General features: G+C 71.4%; 14 protein-coding genes and 1 pseudogene. 8 read left to right on the top strand and 7 right to left on the bottom strand.

The window, feature by feature from the left end; genetic code table 11:
• The first annotated feature begins 159 nt into the window (after positions 1-159).
• Genes ACGFRB_RS01425 through ACGFRB_RS01415 form a run of 3 tightly spaced genes read left to right on the top strand, consistent with a single transcriptional unit; the run spans position 160 to position 1409 of the window.
• On the top strand, positions 160-423 hold the full coding sequence (locus ACGFRB_RS01425) for a hypothetical protein (RefSeq protein WP_393237479.1): 264 nt from the start codon (positions 160-162) through the stop codon (positions 421-423).
• A gap of 30 nt (positions 424-453) precedes the next feature.
• A complete protein-coding gene (locus tag ACGFRB_RS01420) occupies positions 454-1056 on the top strand; it encodes a hypothetical protein (RefSeq protein WP_393237476.1) in 603 nt (200 codons plus the stop codon).
• A complete protein-coding gene (locus ACGFRB_RS01415; RefSeq protein ID WP_393237473.1) occupies positions 1053-1409 on the top strand; it encodes a hypothetical protein in 357 nt (118 codons plus the stop codon). The genes ACGFRB_RS01420 and ACGFRB_RS01415 overlap by 4 nt, the downstream gene beginning before the upstream one ends.
• 1457 nt (positions 1410-2866) lie before the next feature.
• On the opposite strand, the pseudogene ACGFRB_RS01410 reads toward ACGFRB_RS01415, so the two are convergent.
• The 3 genes and pseudogenes from ACGFRB_RS01410 to ACGFRB_RS01400 form a co-directional block, all read right to left on the bottom strand.
• Positions 2867-3111, bottom strand: a pseudogene (locus ACGFRB_RS01410) (DUF397 domain-containing protein).
• Positions 3112-3142: 31 nt separating this feature from the next.
• Positions 3143-3247, bottom strand: a complete 105-nt coding sequence (locus tag ACGFRB_RS01405) for a hypothetical protein (RefSeq protein WP_393238199.1) — start codon at positions 3245-3247, stop codon at positions 3143-3145.
• A 626-nt stretch (positions 3248-3873) separates the two neighbouring features.
• Entirely contained in the window at positions 3874-6660 is a 2787-nt protein-coding gene (locus ACGFRB_RS01400) for an FAD-binding and (Fe-S)-binding domain-containing protein (RefSeq protein WP_393237470.1), read from the bottom strand.
• A 198-nt stretch (positions 6661-6858) separates the two neighbouring features.
• On the opposite strand from ACGFRB_RS01400, the gene serC reads away from it, so the two are divergent.
• The gene (gene serC, locus ACGFRB_RS01395; RefSeq protein WP_393237467.1) at positions 6859-7977 is read left to right on the top strand and encodes a phosphoserine transaminase; all 1119 of its coding nucleotides are present in this window, start codon (positions 6859-6861) and stop codon (positions 7975-7977) included.
• Between the two features lie 85 nt (positions 7978-8062).
• On the opposite strand, the gene ACGFRB_RS01390 is transcribed toward serC, so the two are convergent.
• A complete protein-coding gene (locus ACGFRB_RS01390) occupies positions 8063-9121 on the bottom strand; it encodes a WD40 repeat domain-containing protein (RefSeq protein WP_393237464.1) in 1059 nt (352 codons plus the stop codon).
• A 74-nt stretch (positions 9122-9195) separates the two neighbouring features.
• Here ACGFRB_RS01390 and ACGFRB_RS01385 point away from each other — a divergent pair, with 74 nt between their 5' ends.
• Both ACGFRB_RS01385 and ACGFRB_RS01380 read left to right on the top strand, forming a co-directional pair.
• On the top strand, positions 9196-10158 hold the full coding sequence (locus ACGFRB_RS01385; RefSeq protein ID WP_393237461.1) for a GDSL-type esterase/lipase family protein: 963 nt from the start codon (positions 9196-9198) through the stop codon (positions 10156-10158).
• Positions 10159-10167: 9 nt separating this feature from the next.
• A complete protein-coding gene (locus ACGFRB_RS01380; RefSeq protein WP_393237458.1) occupies positions 10168-10761 on the top strand; it encodes a GNAT family N-acetyltransferase in 594 nt (197 codons plus the stop codon).
• 67 nt (positions 10762-10828) lie between these two features.
• Here ACGFRB_RS01380 and ACGFRB_RS01375 read toward each other — a convergent pair whose 3' ends face one another.
• Positions 10829-11266 carry a carboxymuconolactone decarboxylase family protein gene (locus tag ACGFRB_RS01375; protein WP_393237455.1) on the bottom strand — a complete coding sequence of 146 codons (438 nt, stop codon included), beginning with the start codon at positions 11264-11266 and terminating at the stop codon, positions 10829-10831.
• A 39-nt stretch (positions 11267-11305) separates the two neighbouring features.
• On the opposite strand from ACGFRB_RS01375, the gene ACGFRB_RS01370 reads away from it, so the two are divergent.
• Positions 11306-11887, top strand: coding sequence for a MarR family winged helix-turn-helix transcriptional regulator (locus ACGFRB_RS01370; RefSeq protein ID WP_393237452.1), 582 nt, complete (start codon positions 11306-11308; stop codon positions 11885-11887).
• Between the two features lie 141 nt (positions 11888-12028).
• The gene (locus tag ACGFRB_RS01365; RefSeq protein ID WP_393237449.1) at positions 12029-12616 is read left to right on the top strand and encodes a Uma2 family endonuclease; all 588 of its coding nucleotides are present in this window, start codon (positions 12029-12031) and stop codon (positions 12614-12616) included.
• Between the two features lie 108 nt (positions 12617-12724).
• Here the strand turns inward: ACGFRB_RS01365 and ACGFRB_RS01360 are convergent, their stop codons facing one another.
• Together ACGFRB_RS01360 and ACGFRB_RS01355 are read right to left on the bottom strand one after the other, a co-directional pair.
• The gene (locus tag ACGFRB_RS01360) at positions 12725-13717 is read right to left on the bottom strand and encodes an aldo/keto reductase (RefSeq protein WP_363002280.1); all 993 of its coding nucleotides are present in this window, start codon (positions 13715-13717) and stop codon (positions 12725-12727) included.
• A 165-nt stretch (positions 13718-13882) separates the two neighbouring features.
• Positions 13883-15160, bottom strand: a complete 1278-nt coding sequence (locus tag ACGFRB_RS01355; protein ID WP_393237445.1) for a cytochrome P450 — start codon at positions 15158-15160, stop codon at positions 13883-13885.
• Between the last annotated feature and the right edge of the window lie 874 nt (positions 15161-16034).

Raw genomic sequence — 16034 nt, 5'->3', positions numbered from 1 at the left:
CAGTGAGCTGAACTCACCGGTGCAGAGTAGTGCACCAGTCGCTCACTCCTCCATCCTTACCGGCGAGAAGGTCTCGGGCAAAGGGGGTGGATCACTCTCACGGGTGGTCATATGCCAAAAGCAACCCCGGACGGGCCGTCGGCTCCTAGCTTCGCCCTCATGGTCACCTCATCCCATGAGACCGCGCACCGGATCTTCCAGGACCGCCCGGAACTCCTGCCGCCGGTCTTCGACCTCCTCGGCGTACCGCTGCCGACGAAAGCGGAGATCGACGTCATCAGCCCGGACACCACCGAGATCCGCCCGCTGGAACGCCGGGTCGACACCGTCCTGCGCGTCAAAGTGCCCGGCAAAGACGGCTTCCTGCTCGCGATCGAGGCCCAGGGCCGCCGGGACCGGGCGAAGGCGTCGAGCTGGACGTAATACCTCGGCTACCTGCGCGCGAAGTACGACATGCCCGCGCTGCTCCTGGTGGTCTGCCAGGACCGCCCGACGGCCCGCTGGGCGGCGGGCCCCTTCCGCACGGGTTACGGCGACTGGTCGGCGCTCACGCTCCACCCGCTCGTCCTCGGCCCGGGCAACGTCCCGGTCATCACCGACCCGGACACCGCCGCGAAGAACCTCGCCATGACCGCGTTCTCGGCCCTGACACACAGCACTCAGCCGGAGGCCCCGGCCATACTGGAAGTGCTGGCGAAGGCGCTCGGAACGGCGGACGAGGACTCTTTCCGGTACTACTCCGAAATCATGGAAATCGGCCTGAACGAGACCCCGGTCAGGGACAACTGGAGGAAACTGATGAAGAACGGAAGCTACTTCCCGGGCCGAGGCACCCTCGTCGAGGAGACGTTCCTGGAGGGCAAGGACGTCGGCATGGCCGTAGCCACGGCCAACGCAGTGGTCAGCGTCCTGAAGACCCGAGGCATCGATGTCGACGCGAACGCTCTTGAGCGCATTCAGAGCTGCACCGACACCGCGACCCTCGACCGCTGGCTGGCCCTCGCCGTCACCACCCCCCGGGCGGCCGACCTCTTCGAGAGCGAGGCCGCAGCATGACCGGAGTGGGAAACCCGTGGGCTCCCAAGCCGATCGCGAGCTACTTCCCGGGCCGCGGGACTCTGGTCGAACAGACCTTCTACGAAGGCAAGGGCGCGGGGCTGGAAGAGGGCAAGGCCGTGGGCCGGGCCGAAGGCAGGGCCGAGGGGGAGGCATGGGGCATGGCGCAGGCCGTGGTCCGCATCCTGACGGGCCGGCGTATCGACGTCCCGGCGGTGGTCCTCCAGTACATCCACGAATGCACGGACATCCCCCGGCTCCAGTGCTGGCTGGACCTCGCCGTCACCGCCACCCGGGTCGAGGACCTCTTCGACCTCGGTTCTGAAGCGGAACCGGAGAAGGCGGAGGACTGACGAATAGCGGGGCAGACGAGAAGGGTTGCCCCGCAGGAAGTGGGCGGGCACGTGTCATAGCGCGAGGTCCGAGTGCGCTTGGCGTGGTGTCCGCCCTCCTTCCGAGAGTCGCACCTTCCACCACCGCGTCAAGGGCGCTCCCTCCGGTCGCGTCACTGCGTGATGGGCTACGCCCACCCTTGACCCGGCGCCTCCAGGCGCGAAAGACACTCTCGGAGGGCGGCCCGGGGGGGGAAGGTCCACGCGGGGGCGGTGCTTTTGCGCTGGCCGCCGTGGGCGGGTGGCGGGCCGGTGGCGGGGTGGGGCCCGGGTATCGCTCCGGTCGGCTCGTTGGCCGCGCGCCGGTGGGGTGGGGCTCGGCTTGCGGCCCGGGCCGGTGGGACCGTGCCCGCCGGCCCGGGGTGCGCGGCAGTGAAATGGGGCGGCCCGGCCCGGCTCAGCGAATGACGCCGTCGGTGAGCTGGGATTCATGCCCCGCTGATCACTGCCCGTGGACTGAAGAATCGCCGAGCGCACGCACGGGCACGACCCCCTGCGTGCGCGGGGATCACAGGAGCCGACCTGCGGCTTCACATCGCCAGACCCCGGATTTTACCCACTTTACCAAGGTGCGACTTAAGCCAACATTCTCACTTCAAATGGGGCAAATGTGAACTCCCTTGCCTCCAGAGGCGCTCCCGGACGCTCGCGAGCACACTAACTCGCACGGCCGGGCGGAAGGTGTCGCTCCGCCCCTCGATGGGGCGGGTGTGGCTCGCGTGATGGCAGGGGCGAACGGGGGTGCTCGCGTGCGCAGTTCCCTCGTCCGGCGGGTGGGTAAGTCGAAATCCCCGCCGATGGGACCGGAGTGAACTCCTGTGACTCCAGAGGCACTCCCGGACGCTCGCGAGCGTACTTACTCACACGGCCCGGGGTGGAACGCGATACTCCGCACCCGTCATGGAGCTGGTGTGAACTCGTGTGACTCCAGAGGCGATCCAGGCGAGCCCGGTCACCGCGCGAGCGGGGTTTCCCCCGTTCCCGCCCACCGGGGGTGACCAGCGGGGCATGAATCCCAGCCCACTGACGGCGGCTGGCCGCTGAGCCGGCCCGGGCCGCCCCACTCCACGACCGCGCACCCCAAACCAGCGGACAGAGTCCCGCCCACCCCGGCTACAAACCGAGCCCCACCCCACCGGCCCGCACCCATCAAGCCGACCGGAGCGATACCCGGGCCCCACCCCGACCACCGGCCCGCCACCCGCCCACGACGGCCCGCCGACAAAACAACCCCCCGCGTGGCCCCTTTCCCCCGGCCCGCCCTCCGAGTGTGAAAAGGCCCCCGCAGCCGGGCGGTCAAGGGCGAAGCGCAGCGAAGTCGCGCAAGCGACGCGACCGAAGGGAGCGCCCTTGAGGGGCCGGCGAAGGGGGCCACACTCGGAAAGAGGGCGGGCCACCGCCAGAAGCCGCCTTGGGCCTCAGCCCGTAGTGGCCTCGTTCACGAAGGCGGACCAGGCTTCCGGAGTGACGGCGAGCTGAGGGCCGGTGAGGTTCTTGGAGTCGCGGACGTGGATGGTGGTGGGGTGGACGGCCACCTCGACGCAGTTGCCGCCTTCGGCATCGCTGTAGCTGGACTTGCGCCAGTCGTAAGCGACCTCGATGCAGTTGCCACCCTCCTGCTGCTGTAACTGCTCTTAAACCAGGACAGTTCGGCAGAATTCATACCTCTCCCAGCAATGGCATGATCTGGAGCTCTACCGTCCGCCGCTGCGCCACTCTCCTCGTCCAGCATGGGGCGATGTTCTCGAAGAGGAGCGTGCATACGCCGGCGTCTGCAACAGCCCCGGCACCGCCTGCACCTCGTAATAGTGCAGCGCCAGCGCCCTCGCCTCCTCCGCCGCGAAGTCCTGGAACCAGTCCGGGTGGCGCACCCGCGCCCGCGCCAGTTGTCCGTTCTCAACGAACCCAGTCGACCCCGAGCTGCTGACCAGGCGCGACTAAGTTCGTTGAGACGCACGCCCGCTGGCCGGACCGGAGATTCCAGCCCTCCGGCCTGCGGCGACTGGGTTCGATGAGACGAATCCGCACTCGACTCGGTTCGTTGCGACGGGACACCAGTGCCTCCCGCACGTCCTCCACCGCCGCGATCAGGACCCCGTCCGCCTTGAGCACGGGGTCCGCCCGGCACGTCCGCGAGCTGCGCCTGGCTCATGCCCGCGTTCGAGCGCAGCTTCTTGATGATTTTGCCCAGCGCCCTGAACAGATGCGCCGTACCGTCGACTTCGGACGGCCGTGCCGGCCGCCCCTCCGGGTTTCCCGACATACGTACCGCCCTATTCGGCGTACTCGTGCAGTGACTCAGAGTCGTCGTGCCATCACCGGTCAGCGTGCGACCGGGGCGGCTTCCGCGTGGCCACGAAAGCCGAAACGGCCACCCCAATCAGTGACAGACCGCGACATCGCCGCACCCCACCCCACCTCAACCTCACCCGTCCAGCGCCTCCGCCACCACCTCCGCCAGATGCCGGGGCCGCCGGTCCGGTGACAGGTGGCCGATCTGCGTGCGGCAGGAGAAGCCGTCCGCGAGGACGACGGCGTCCTCCGGCGCGGCCCGCAGCGCGGGCAGGAGCTGATCCTCGGCGCAGGCGCGGGAGACGTCCTCGTGGCCCGGTTCGAAGCCGAAGTTGCCCGCCAGGCCGCAGCATCCACCGGCCAGTTCGCCCTCCATCCCGATCTTCTGCCGCAGTCGGCGTTCCGCCGCGTCCCCCAGGACCGCGTGCTGGTGGCAGTGGGTCTGGCCGGTCACGGTGGCGGCATGCCGGAGCCGAGGAGGAGCCCAGTCCGGTGCGAGTTGTTCCAACGCCTCGGCGAAGGTGCGGACGGAGGCCGCGAGGCGGGCCGCACGCGGGTCGTCCGGGAGCAGTTCGGGCAAGTCGGTACGGAGGGTCGCCGCGCAGGAGGGTTCCAGGACCAGGACCGGGCGACCGTCGAGAGCGCTCGGGGTGCCCGCCATGACGTCGAGGGTGCGGGTCATCACCCTGCGCGCCGCGTCGAGACGGCCCGTGGACACGTACGTGAGCCCGCAGCACACCCGCCCCGGCGGCAGCGCGACCCCGAGGCCCGCCGCCTCCAGGACCGTCAGCGCGGCCATCCCCACCTGGGGCGCGAGGTGGTCGGTGAAGGTGTCCGGCCACAGGGTGAGCACGGGCGGGCGGCCCGAGGCCCGTTCGGTGAAAAGCGAGGTGAACGTGCGCTCCGCCACCCTCGGCATCGCCCGCTCCGGCGTGACCCCGGCGAGGCGGGCCGCGAACGGCAGCCTCATCGCCCCGTTCAGCCCCCGCCCGAACACGTCGAGCAGATGGGGAAGCCCGCCCATCGTCCAGTGCGAGCGTGGCCGCCTCAGCGCCCGCCGGCCCGCGTAATACCCCTCCAGAAAACGGGACTTGTACGCGGCCATGTCGACACCCACCGGGCAGTCGCTACGGCAGCCCTTGCACGACAGGCACAGGTCCAGCGCCTCCCGGACCTCCTCCGACCGCACACCGTCCGTGATGACCTCACCGAGCGCCATCTCGTGCAGCAACCGGGCCCGACCGCGTGTGGAGTGCCGCTCCTCTCCCGTCGCACGGTACGAAGGACACATCACGCCCGGCCCCGAACTCGGGCCGTCCACGCGGCACTTCGCCACCCCGACGCAACGGGCGGCCTCACGCCCTAGCTCGCCCTCCACCACCTTCAGTCTCGTACGCGGCGTGTCCGTGCGCCGCAGCCCCGTGAATCGCAGCCCCGAGTCCAGCGGTTCCGGTCGTACCAGCATCCCCGGGTTCAGTCCGCCGTCCGGGTCCCACAGATCCTTCACCGCACCGAACAGACCGACGAGTTGGTCCCCGTACATCCGCGGCAGCAGTTCCGCCCGCGCCTTCCCGTCCCCGTGCTCACCGGACAGCGAGCCACCGTGGGCCACCACCAGGTCCGCGACCGCTTCCGAGAACTCCCGGAAGCGGGCCACGCCCGCCCCCGTCCACAGGTCGAAGTCGATCCGTACGTGGACGCAGCCGTCGCCGAAGTGCCCGTACGGCGTCCCGCGCAGCCCGTACTCCTTCAACAGGCCCCGGAACGCGCGGAGATAAGACCCCAGCCGGGCCGGTGGCACCGCACAGTCCTCCCAGCCCGGCCAGGCGTCCGTCCCGTCCGGCATCCGGGTCGCCGTACCCGCCGCGTCCTCGCGGATCCGCCACAGCGCCCGTTGCCCCGCCGCGTCCCGTACGACCGTGGCGTCCAACGCGTCGGCCGCCCGCACCAGTTCGGCCGCCGGGCCCGCGCCGTCCATCTCGACGAACAGCCAGGCTCCACCGCGCGGCAGGCCGGCCGCCACCTCATCCGGCACCAGATCGGCGGCCATGCCCTCCACCGTCAGCGGCCGGTGCGGCAGCAGGCCCGCCGCCGCGTCGGCGGCGGCGCTCTCGTCCGCGTACCCGAGCACCACCAGGACGGGATCGGCCGGCAGCGGCACCAGCCGCACCTCCGCCTCGGTCACCACCCCCAGCGTGCCCTCGCTCCCGCAGAACGAACGGGCCACGTCCGCGCCGCGCTCCGGCAGCAGCGCGTCGAGCGCGTACCCGGAGATCCGGCGCGGCAGCCCCTCCGGGTAGCCGGTCCGCAGCGACGCGAGGTGGGCCGTGACGAGTTCACGCAGCCCCGCGGGCGCGCCCTGCCAGTCCTGCCCGAGGCGCGCACGGCGTCCGTCGTAGGTCACGACGTCCAGCGCCCGGACGTTGTCGGCGGTCGTCCCCCAGGCCACCGAGTGCGCCCCGCACGCGTTGTTGCCGATCATGCCGCCGAGGGTGCAGCGGCTGTGGGTGGAGGGGTCGGGGCCGAAGGTCAGACCGTACGGGCGAGCCGCCTCCCGCAGCCGGCCGAGGACGAGACCGGGCTGGACGAGCGCCGTACGCGCCCCCGGGTCGATCGACACCAGCTCCCGCAGATGGCGGGTGAAGTCGAGGACAACGCCGGTTCCGGTCGCCTGCCCCGCGATCGACGTACCGCCGCCTCGGGCGACGACCGGCACCCCGTATGTCCGGCAGACGGCGAGGGCCGCGGCGACGTCGTCGGCGTCGCGCGGGGCGACGACGCCGAGCGGGACGCGCCGGTAGTTCGAGGCGTCCATCGTGGTCAGAGCGCGGGCGGTGGCGGAGAAGTCGACGTCCCCGGCTACGGCGGCACGCAGCGCCTCCGCCACTTCCCGGCCCTCGGCCGCCTCCCGGCGCACCACGGCCCCCGCGCCCCCCGCGCTTCTCCGCGCCCCCGCGCCGCTCCCCCTCACCGCCTCGCTGTCCGAATTCTTGCCCGAATTCCGGCCTGATTCCTCGCCCGCTTGGTGTGATCCCACGATCCCAGGATGTCCCACTCCTCATCTCATCGGGCGGACGTGCCGCGTCCCCGCCCCCCTGGACCCGATACGCTCCGCCTCGTGGCCGATATCCAGATTCCCGCTGACATGAAGCCCGCCGATGGCCGTTTCGGCGCGGGCCCCTCCAAGGTGCGGACGGAGGCGCTGGACGCCCTGGCCGCCACCGGCACCTCCTATCTCGGCACCTCCCACCGCCAGCCCCGGGTCAAGGACCTGGTCGGCGAGGTGCGTGCCGGACTCCGCGACCTCTTCTCGCTGCCCGAGGGCTACGAGGTGATCCTGGGCAACGGCGGCTCCACCGCCTTCTGGGACATCGCGACCCACGGCCTGATCGAGAACAAGTCGCAGCACCTCACCTTCGGCGAGTTCTCGTCCAAGTTCGCGAAGGCGTCGAAGCTGGCCCCGTGGCTGGCCGAGCCGACCGTGATCTCCGCCGACCCGGGCCAGTGCCCGCAGCCGGTGGCCGAGGCGGGCACCGACGTCTACGCCTTCACCCACAACGAGACCTCCACCGGTGTCGCCGCCCCGCTGAAGCGGGTCGCGGGTGCCGACGAGGACGCGCTGGTCCTGGTCGACGCCACCTCGGGCGCGGGCGGTCTGCCCGTCGACATCACCGAGACCGACGTCTACTACTTCGCGCCGCAGAAGTCCTTCGCCGCCGACGGCGGGCTGTGGCTGGCGGCGTTCTCGCCGGCCGCCCTGGAGCGGGCCCGGCGGATCCACGCGTCCGGCCGGCACATTCCGGAGTTCTTCTCGCTGCCGACCGCGATCGACAACTCGCTGAAGAACCAGACGTACAACACCCCGGCGCTCGCCACCCTCTTCCTGCTCAACGAGCAGGTGAAGTGGCTGAACGGGCAGGGCGGCCTGGACTGGGCGGTCGCCCGGACCAAGGAGTCCTCGCAGGCGCTGTACGGCTGGGCGGAGGAGTCGAAGTACGCGACGCCGTTCGTCACCGACCCGGCGCTGCGCTCGCAGGTCATCGGCACGATCGACTTCGCGGACGACATCGACGCGGCCGCCGTCGCCAAGGTGCTGCGCGCCAACGGCATCGTCGACACCGAGCCGTACCGCAAGCTGGGCCGCAACCAGCTGCGGATCGCGATGTTCCCGGCGATCGACCCGGCGGACGTGCGGGCCCTGACGGCCTGCGTCGACTACGTCATCGAGAAGCTGTAACCCCCAGGGCTGTACGCGAAAGGCCCGGCGATGGAGCGAGCACATGGCTCCAGCGCCGGGCCTCTTCGTGTTCCGGGCGGGCGGATCAGTCCCGGCGGAACAGCCGCTTGAGGCCGAACCAGGCCGCGAAGGCGACGCCGAGGACGATCACTCCGACCCCGAAGTTCCCTTGCTCCTCAGCGGAGTTCGGGGCGGCTGACCCCGCACCGGGGGTCTTCGGGTCCTTGGCGGACGAGCCGCCGCCACCGCTCCCGCCTCCGTCGCCCTGCCCGGGTCCGCCGTCCGTACGGTCGACCCGCACCACGCGGCTCTTCTGCCCCTCCGAGCCGAACATGAAGGCCGAACCGTCCGTCGTGTACGTCACGGACTCCGCCTGCCCCTGGAACGGCGCCACCACCGCCGTGCCGTCACCGGCGATGCGGCCGTCCTTCCACGTGTACTCCTTGGCGGCGAAGTAGCCGCGCAGGACGAGCCGCCCGCCGTCCGGTGAGAAGGCGCCGTCGGTCACCCAGGGGACTTCCCCGATACGTCGGAAGACGTTCGTCCCGGAGGTGGTGAGGTGCGCCGGGCCCTCGTACAGGCCGCCGCCCTTCTGGTTCTTGCTCGCGATGTAGATCCGGCCGGTCTTCGGATGGACCATCAGGGCCTCGGCGTTGCGGGCCCCGTCGGCGTACTTCACGACGTACTGGGTGGCCTGGACGGTCTGGTCGCGCAGCGTCTTGGGCTCGGGGAAGCGGTAGATCCACACGTGGTCCCAGGTGCCGTCGAGGTTGTCGCCGATGTCGCCGACGTAGATGTCGCCGTCCGGGCCGATGGAGATGGCCTCCATGTCGCGCGGGGTACCGACGCCCTTCATGGTCAGGGTCGCGACCGTCTTGCCCGTACGGGAGTCGACGCCGTAGATCAGGGGCGCGTCCTGGTCGTTGTGCGTCCAGTAGATACCGGGGTGGAGACGGCTGGCGGCGAGACCGCTGGACTCGGTGATCCGGGGGTCCTCGATGGTGAAGTCCCGGTCGGGGCGTTCGTCCGTGACCGCCTGCGCCGTCGCCGCCACCGCCGCGTGCGCGGGGGCCGCGACGGCGCAGGCGGCGAGGACGGCGAGAGCGGTGGCCCCGAGGGCGCGGCGCGGCGCGGCAGATCGCATGCCCTCCAGCGTGCCATGGGCCGCCGCCCGACCCGCCCGTTACCGCGAGGACGGGGTCGGTGATGATGTGCCCCATGCGTTTTCTGTTCGTCGGCGACAGCATGACCATCGGACGCGCCGGCGACTTCACCTGGCGGTACCGGATGTGGCAGCACCTGGAGCGCCTGGGGTGCCCGGAGCGTACGGAGCACCTGGAGCGTGTGGAGTCCCTGGAGCGCCTGGAGCACCTGGGGTTCGAAGCCACTCCCGCCGGGGATGCTCAGGCTGGGGGCCTCCCTGCTCCGGTCGGGCATATGCCACTCGTGCCGACACCGGCCCGGCATATGCCTCTCGTCTCGCCCCGCTCTCCCCACCATCCCGGCTCCCCTGGTGCGTACGAGATCGTCGGCCCGCGCACCACGCTCTACGAACCCGGCGACGACGCCGCGACCTCGCACGCATATGCCGACCCGGGCTTCCCCGCCGCCGCCCGCCGTCATCTGGCCGGCTGGGGCGAGGGCTGGCTGCACATGGCGCCGCTCGCCGGCCCCGTGGTCGCCGAGACCCGCGCGGACATCCTGTTGATCTCGCTGGGACTGATCGACCTCGGCTGGTACACCAACAGCGACCAGACGATCGAGAACGTCCACGCCTTCGTGACCGCCGCCCGCGCCGCGAACCCGCGCGTCCGGATGGTGCTGCTGCCCGTCATCCCGAACATCCGCGCCGAGGCCGAGGCCCCCTTCGCCGCCGAGTGCGCGCGGTTCAACGAACTGCTCGCGAAGGCGGTCGCCGTCCTCGATACGGCGGCCTCGCCGCTGCTGCTCGCGACGATCCCGGAGTCGTACGACATCCACACGGACACCTACGACGGCACGCACCCGGGCCCCAGCGGCGAGCACAAACTGGCGGCGGCCTTCGCGGACGCGCTGTACCGGTCCTGGGGCATCGGCGGCCCGTACCACCCCGACCTCCGGCAGGAACCGGAACAGAGACCGGAGCCGGAGCCGGGGCAGGGGCCGGAACTGGGGCTCGTCGGGGCCGCCGCCGCTGGCTAGGCTCCGATCATGAGCAGCCACGCGTTCACGGGGCATATGACAGACCGGCATCCCGCCGGTGAGCCCGTCCTCCTCGGCGCGGAGGAACTGGCCGCCGATCCGGATCTCACGGCCGGTTTCCCGGACGCCGCGCACCAGGTTCTGGCGGAGCTGGTCGACGGGGGCGCCCCGCTCGGCTGGGTCGATCCGCCTTCCCTGGACGAGGTGACGGAACTCCTCGGCCGGGTGCTCGCCGCGGCACGGGTCGGCGATGCCGCGCTGCGCGCCGTCTACCTCGGCCGGCGGCTCGTGGGCCTCGGGTACTGGGTCCGCTACGGCCGGCCGACCAACCGGCCGCACGCCGACATCGAGAAGATCGCGCTCGCCCCCGCCGTCCACGGCCGCGGGCTCGGCCGGGCCCTGACGACCGCCGTGGTCGCCGACGCGCGCGAGGCGGGGATCGAGGTCCTCACCCTGGACGCGCGCGCCGACAACGAACGGGCCCTGACCCTCTACCGTTCGCTGGGCTTCACCGAGTACGGCCGGCTGCCCCGCTTCGTCGCGGTCGGCGATGTCCGTTACGACAAGGTCTTCTACATGCTCGACTTCCGCGAGGAGGTCTGACCGCCCTGCCGTGCCCCGGCTCCCCGCCCTGGTCCGTGATCGACGGAACCGGTGGGGCCGGCGGCCATCAGGCCGCCCCGACGAGGCGGTTGGCGAAGGCGGAGAGCGTGTAGGTGCCGATGCCGAGCACGACTTCGAGGGCGTTCTGCCGGGTGTAACCGTGGGCGAGGAACGTATCGAAGTCGGCGTCGCTCACCGCGCCGGACGCGGCGAGGACCTGAAGGGTGAAGCGGCGCACGGCGTCGAGGCGTTCGGCGGACGGGGCGGCGGCCGGGTCGAGCGCGGCCAGTTTGGCCTCGTGCATGTCGACGCACAGATGGCACTGGTTGCGGGTGGCGACGGTGAGGATGACGGTCTCGCGGGCGTACGGGTCGAGCGTCGTGGCCTCGAAGAGCGCGCTGAGCTGGAGGAAGGCGTCGAGGGTCTGCGGGGACGCCTCCTTGAGGAGTACGACGGCGGCGGCGGTACGGGCGGGCAGGTCGTGCGGCTGGGCGGTGAGCGGCATGGAAATCCCCCTGGGGCACACTTCGATAGACTCGACAACATGGTTGACCATGTCGGTGAGGGAAACGTAAACCAGGTTGTCGATACGGGCAAGGGGGTTCCCCCGGCCACGGGAGCCGAAGGGAACCCGCCCGAGGCCCCCAACGGCTCGGACACCCCCGGATACGAGCTGCCGCTCCTCCTCTTCGCCGGCTTCCGCACCCTCATCGACCGCGTCCACACGGAACTCGCCCGCCAAGGCCACCCCGACCTGCGCCCCGCCCACGGCTTCGCCCTCCAGGCCATCGGCGCGAGCCCGTACGGCGCGACCGCGAGCGACATCGGACGGCGGCTCGGCGTCTCCAAGCAGGCGGCGGGCAAGACCGTCGACCGGCTGCTCGCCCTCGGCTACGCCGAGCGCGCCGACGACCCCGCCGACGCCCGCCGCAAACTCGTCTTCCTCACCCCGCACGGCACCGACGCCCTGGCCCGCTCGGCCGCCGTCTTCGACTCCCTGCGCGCCGAGTGGGCCGCCCGGCTCGGCCCCGACCGCGTCCGCGACCTCGAATCGGCCCTCCGCACCGTCGTCCCCGCCGAGACCGCCTATCGCCTGGACGCCACCAGCTGGCTCGGCGGCGCCTGATCGGCCCCCGCGCCCGGCGGCGAATCAGGGCCCCCCGGCACTTGATGGCGAGCCCCCGCCATCGGCGTGACCATGGCGCCGTGCGTGTCGTTTCCGACGACGGCTGCATGCGAACGCGCGGCAGCGGGGAGGAGCGCCACGGTGACCGTCGTAGAGAACGACAGGATCGAGTGGGCCATGAGCGATCGCGAACTGCCCTTGGACGAGCTGTTCGAGTGGCTGGAGACCGCCCCCGAGGGACACAAGGCCGAAGTCGTCGGAGGGGTCGTCTACGCGGTTCCGCAGCGGGACACGCACTGGGAGATCGTCCGCTGGATCGTCCACGCGCTGCAGGTGCGATTCGGGATGCACGTCAAGGTGAAGTCGGACGTACGGATCGACTTCCCGGGCCACCGCAACGCGTTCTGCCCGGACGTCGCCAAACTCCGGGACGACGCGGAAAAGAACGACAAAGGCCGCTGGGACTGGGCCGATGTCGAGTTCGTCGCCGAGGTGATCTCCCGGGGCACCAGCCTGAACGACTACGGGCCGAAGAAAGCCGCCTACACCACCGCCGGCGTGGCCGTCTACGTCATCGCCGACCCCTACACCGGCCGGTGTATCGCCTACACCAAGCCCGAGGAGGGCGAGTACACCGAGGTGGTCCGCGTGCCCTTCGGGACGGATCTCGACCTGACCAAGACACCGCTCGGCCTCGTCCTCAAGACCGACGCGTTCCCCCGCGACTGACCGTCGCGAGGGAACGCACCAACCGCCTACTCCTCGGCGCGCGAGCCTGTCGGCGGGCCGGAGACGGTAGCCCCGGCCTCCGGCGCGCGCACCGCTACGAGGTCGCCGTCACCAGGCGAAGGCCTCCGGGGAGGGGCCCGGGCCGGGGAGGATCTCGTCGAGGGCGGCGAGGAGTTCGTGGCTCAGCTTCGTCTCCACGGCGCGCAGGGCACCCTGGAGCTGCTCCGGCGTGCGGGGGCCGACGATCGGGCCCGTCACGCCCGGGCGGGTGAGCAGCCAGGCGAGCGCGGTCTCGCCCGGGTCCATGCCGTGCTTGTCCAGCAGGTCCTCGTACGCCTGGATCCGGGCCTTCTGGGCCGGGTCGGCCAGCAGTTCGGCGGTACGGCCGCTCGCGCGGCGGACGCCCTCGTTCTGCTTGCGGATGACACCGCCGAGCGCGCCACCGTGCAGCGGGGACCACGCGATGACGCCGAGGCCGTACTCCTCCGCCGCCGGGATCACCTCCATCTCGGCGCGCCGCTCGTACAGGTTGTAGAGGCACTGCTCACTGACCAGGCCGACCATTCCGCGCCGCGTGGCGGCCTCGTTGGCCTGCGCGATCTTGTAGCCGGGGAAGTTGGACGAACCGGCGTAGAGGATCTTGCCCTGCTGGATCAGGACGTCCATCGCCTGCCAGATCTCGTCGAAGGGCGTCGCGCGGTCGACGTGGTGGAACTGGTAGATGTCGATGTGGTCCGTGCCGAGCCGCTTGAGGCTGGCGTCGACGGCGCGGCGGATGTTCACGGCGGAGAGCTTGTCGTGGTTCGGCCAGTCCGGCGCGCCGTCGGGCGCCATGTTCGCGTACACCTTGGTGGCCAGGACCACCTTGTCGCGGTGGGCCGGGTCCTTGGCGAGCCAGGAGCCGACGATTTCCTCGGTGCGACCCTTGTTGTCGCCCCAGCCGTAGACATTGGCCGTGTCGAAGAAGTTGACGCCCGCTTCGAGCGCGGCGTCCATGATCGCGTGGCTGGTCTGTTCGTCGGTGTGCGGACCGAAGTTCATCGTCCCGAGGACGAGCCGGCTGACCTTGAGTCCCGTACGTCCGAGCTGCGTGTACTCCATGGCCACCAGCCAACGCCTTCGAGTGGGCTCGAAGCAAGGGCACTTGGCCGTGCCACGCCGGGTTCCTCGGCGCGGCCCCGGGCGGTCGGGCGCTCTGTTCCGGCCACGGGACCGCGCCCGGGACGGGGACGCGCCGCCGCCGGCGGTCCAAGGCACGGCAGGCGGTCACCACAGGACCGGGACGCGTTCCGGCACCCGCTTGCCGCCGCCCTTCGTGAGCTCCGCCTGCCCGGCGGGCAGGGCGAGCCGGAGCCCCGGAAGACGTTCGATGAGCACCCCGAGAGCCTCCGAGGCGTGGACCCGGGAGAGCGCCGACGCGGGGCAGAAGTGCCGGCCCGCGCCGAAGGACAGGTGCGGGTTGGGCGCGCGGTCGAGGTCGAAGCGCTCGGGGTCGGTGAACTGCGCCGGGTCGAAGTTCGCCCCCTCCACGCACACCAGCACCAACTCCCCTTCCCTGACCAGCACATCGCCGACCCGCACGTCCGTCCGCGCGATCCGGGGCAGCCCCTCCCCGATCGGGAGCGTGACCCGCATCAGCTCCTCCACCGCCAGCGGCACCTTCTCCGGCTGCTCCCGCAGGTGCTCCACGGCCCGCGGGTGCCGGATCAGGGTGAGCGTGGCATGCAGCAGGAAGACGTACGTGCTCATCACGCCCGCCATGAAGAGCGTGGTGACGGTCGCCGCCAGCAGTTCGTCGGACAGACCCGCGCCGGCCCGCGCCCGCTCCGTCTCGTCGCGCAGCTCGCACAGGGTCCGGATCAGCCCCCGCTGCTCCTCGCGCGGCGCGCGCACGTGCCTCAGGACGAAGGCGAAGTCCTTGCCCCAGTTGGCCGCGGATCCCTCGGGCACGACGGGGCTGGTGAGGAAACCGAGATCGAGGCCGGACATCAGCCGCAGCCCCTCCTCGTAGGGCAGCCCGAGGATCTCGCAGATCAGAGCGGCGGAGTACGGCTCCGCGAACCGCGCGCGCAGATCGACCGGCGCGCCCTCCTCGACCATCGCGTCCACCAGGCCGTGCGCCCGCTCGCGCAGCCACCGCGCCGAGACCGGACCCGACCGGGGGCCGAAGGCGCGCAGCACCTCCTCGTGCAGCCCCGCGTTGTTCATCGTGCCCATGGCGTTGACGATCTCGGGCGGGATCGTCAGCGCGTACGGGCGCGGCACCCCCGGCTTCGCCGCGTCGCGCAGGCTGAAGCGCTCGTCCTCCAGGACCTGCTTGGCCAGCGCGTAGCCGGTGACGAGCCACGCCTCGTCACCCGTGGGCGTACGGACGCGGGCGACCGGGCATTCCGCCCGCAGTCGCGCGCACTCGGCGGCCAGGGCCTCCCCGTGCCCGGCGGGCGGCCACTCGACGGGGTCGGTGGGGGTGGCAGGGGTGGCGGAAGGCACAGGTGAGGGTGCGGGCGGCGGGGCGGGTGGGGTCGCGTCGGCGGTGGTGGACATGGCGGACGTGCTCCTTCTGAAGGGAGAAGAGAAACCAAAAGACCAACGAGGGGGGAGGGAGGAAGGAAAGGGGACGGCGCGGATCAGTCAAGGAAGGCCGTGGTCAGGTACCCCTGAACGGCGCAGGGGCGCTCCGATCGCTCCGGCTCGCGCCGCCCGGCGACGCACCGGCGGAGGGGTCGGCGGAAGGACCGGATCGGGCCCGAGCCCCAGGCCCGGCGGAGGGGCGGGGGCGCGCGGTGACAGCACGGGGCCGGGCCCACGGGCGGGATCGCGTGGCGACAACGTGAGGCCGGGCGATGCCCGGGATCGGCGGGCCGGGGGCCGCGTGCCTCTCCGGCACCGCTCACGTCCACCACGCCCCGCGACGGCGAAACGCTTCGTCGCACGGTTCGGGGACTCCCCGCCCCCGTGACCGCGCATGCGCCCGTACCGATCGGCTGGGCAGGCGCGAAAGGTACCGGAACCGGCACCGCCACCGGCCCCTAAGGCCGTATCCGGCGGGCGGGCGGGCGCATGACGAGACGCGCCGGAGGCTCCGGCGCGAAAGAGCGAAAGAGAACGGAGGGAAAAACGAAGGAAAAAGGGGCGGGCGTCGGTCAGGATCGGCCGCTTGACGCACTGCTTCTGGTCGGACACATCGTTCTCATGCCCACGCGCAGTGACCGTGAAGCCAGCAACACCCCAAAAGGATGACTCTGTGTAATCAAAGGCGACAACGGTACGCCGGGCGGCGCGTCACAGCGCCCCGACACGCCGCCCGGGACATACGCCCGGAAGGGGCACCGCTCCGCTTCAGGCGTCATCCCACCACGGAGGTCACCGCAATGATCGCGAACATCAGGACGAGCACACCGGCCATGATCCGGTTTCG

This window comes from Streptomyces sp. NPDC048718 (genome assembly GCF_043198875.1).
Taxonomy (GTDB): domain Bacteria; phylum Actinomycetota; class Actinomycetes; order Streptomycetales; family Streptomycetaceae; genus Streptomyces.
This window is presented reverse-complemented; position numbering and strand designations above follow the sequence as displayed.

What these genes read in the sequence shown, in the direction of transcription:
- ACGFRB_RS01375 (WP_393237455.1), bottom strand. Translation starts at nt 11,266, where the DNA reads ATGCCGCTCACCGCCCAGCCGCACGACCTGCCCGCCCGTACCGCCGCC.
- ACGFRB_RS01360 (WP_363002280.1), bottom strand. Translation starts at nt 13,717, where the DNA reads ATGGAGTACACGCAGCTCGGACGTACGGGACTCAAGGTCAGCCGGCTC.
- ACGFRB_RS01385 (WP_393237461.1), top strand. Translation starts at nt 9,196, where the DNA reads ATGCGTTTTCTGTTCGTCGGCGACAGCATGACCATCGGACGCGCCGGC.
- ACGFRB_RS01415 (WP_393237473.1), top strand. Translation starts at nt 1,053, where the DNA reads ATGACCGGAGTGGGAAACCCGTGGGCTCCCAAGCCGATCGCGAGCTAC.
- ACGFRB_RS01370 (WP_393237452.1), top strand. Translation starts at nt 11,306, where the DNA reads ATGGTTGACCATGTCGGTGAGGGAAACGTAAACCAGGTTGTCGATACG.
- ACGFRB_RS01425 (WP_393237479.1), top strand. Translation starts at nt 160, where the DNA reads ATGGTCACCTCATCCCATGAGACCGCGCACCGGATCTTCCAGGACCGC.
- ACGFRB_RS01420 (WP_393237476.1), top strand. Translation starts at nt 454, where the DNA reads ATGCCCGCGCTGCTCCTGGTGGTCTGCCAGGACCGCCCGACGGCCCGC.
- ACGFRB_RS01380 (WP_393237458.1), top strand. Translation starts at nt 10,168, where the DNA reads ATGAGCAGCCACGCGTTCACGGGGCATATGACAGACCGGCATCCCGCC.
- ACGFRB_RS01390 (WP_393237464.1), bottom strand. Translation starts at nt 9,121, where the DNA reads ATGCGATCTGCCGCGCCGCGCCGCGCCCTCGGGGCCACCGCTCTCGCC.
- ACGFRB_RS01355 (WP_393237445.1), bottom strand. Translation starts at nt 15,160, where the DNA reads ATGTCCACCACCGCCGACGCGACCCCACCCGCCCCGCCGCCCGCACCC.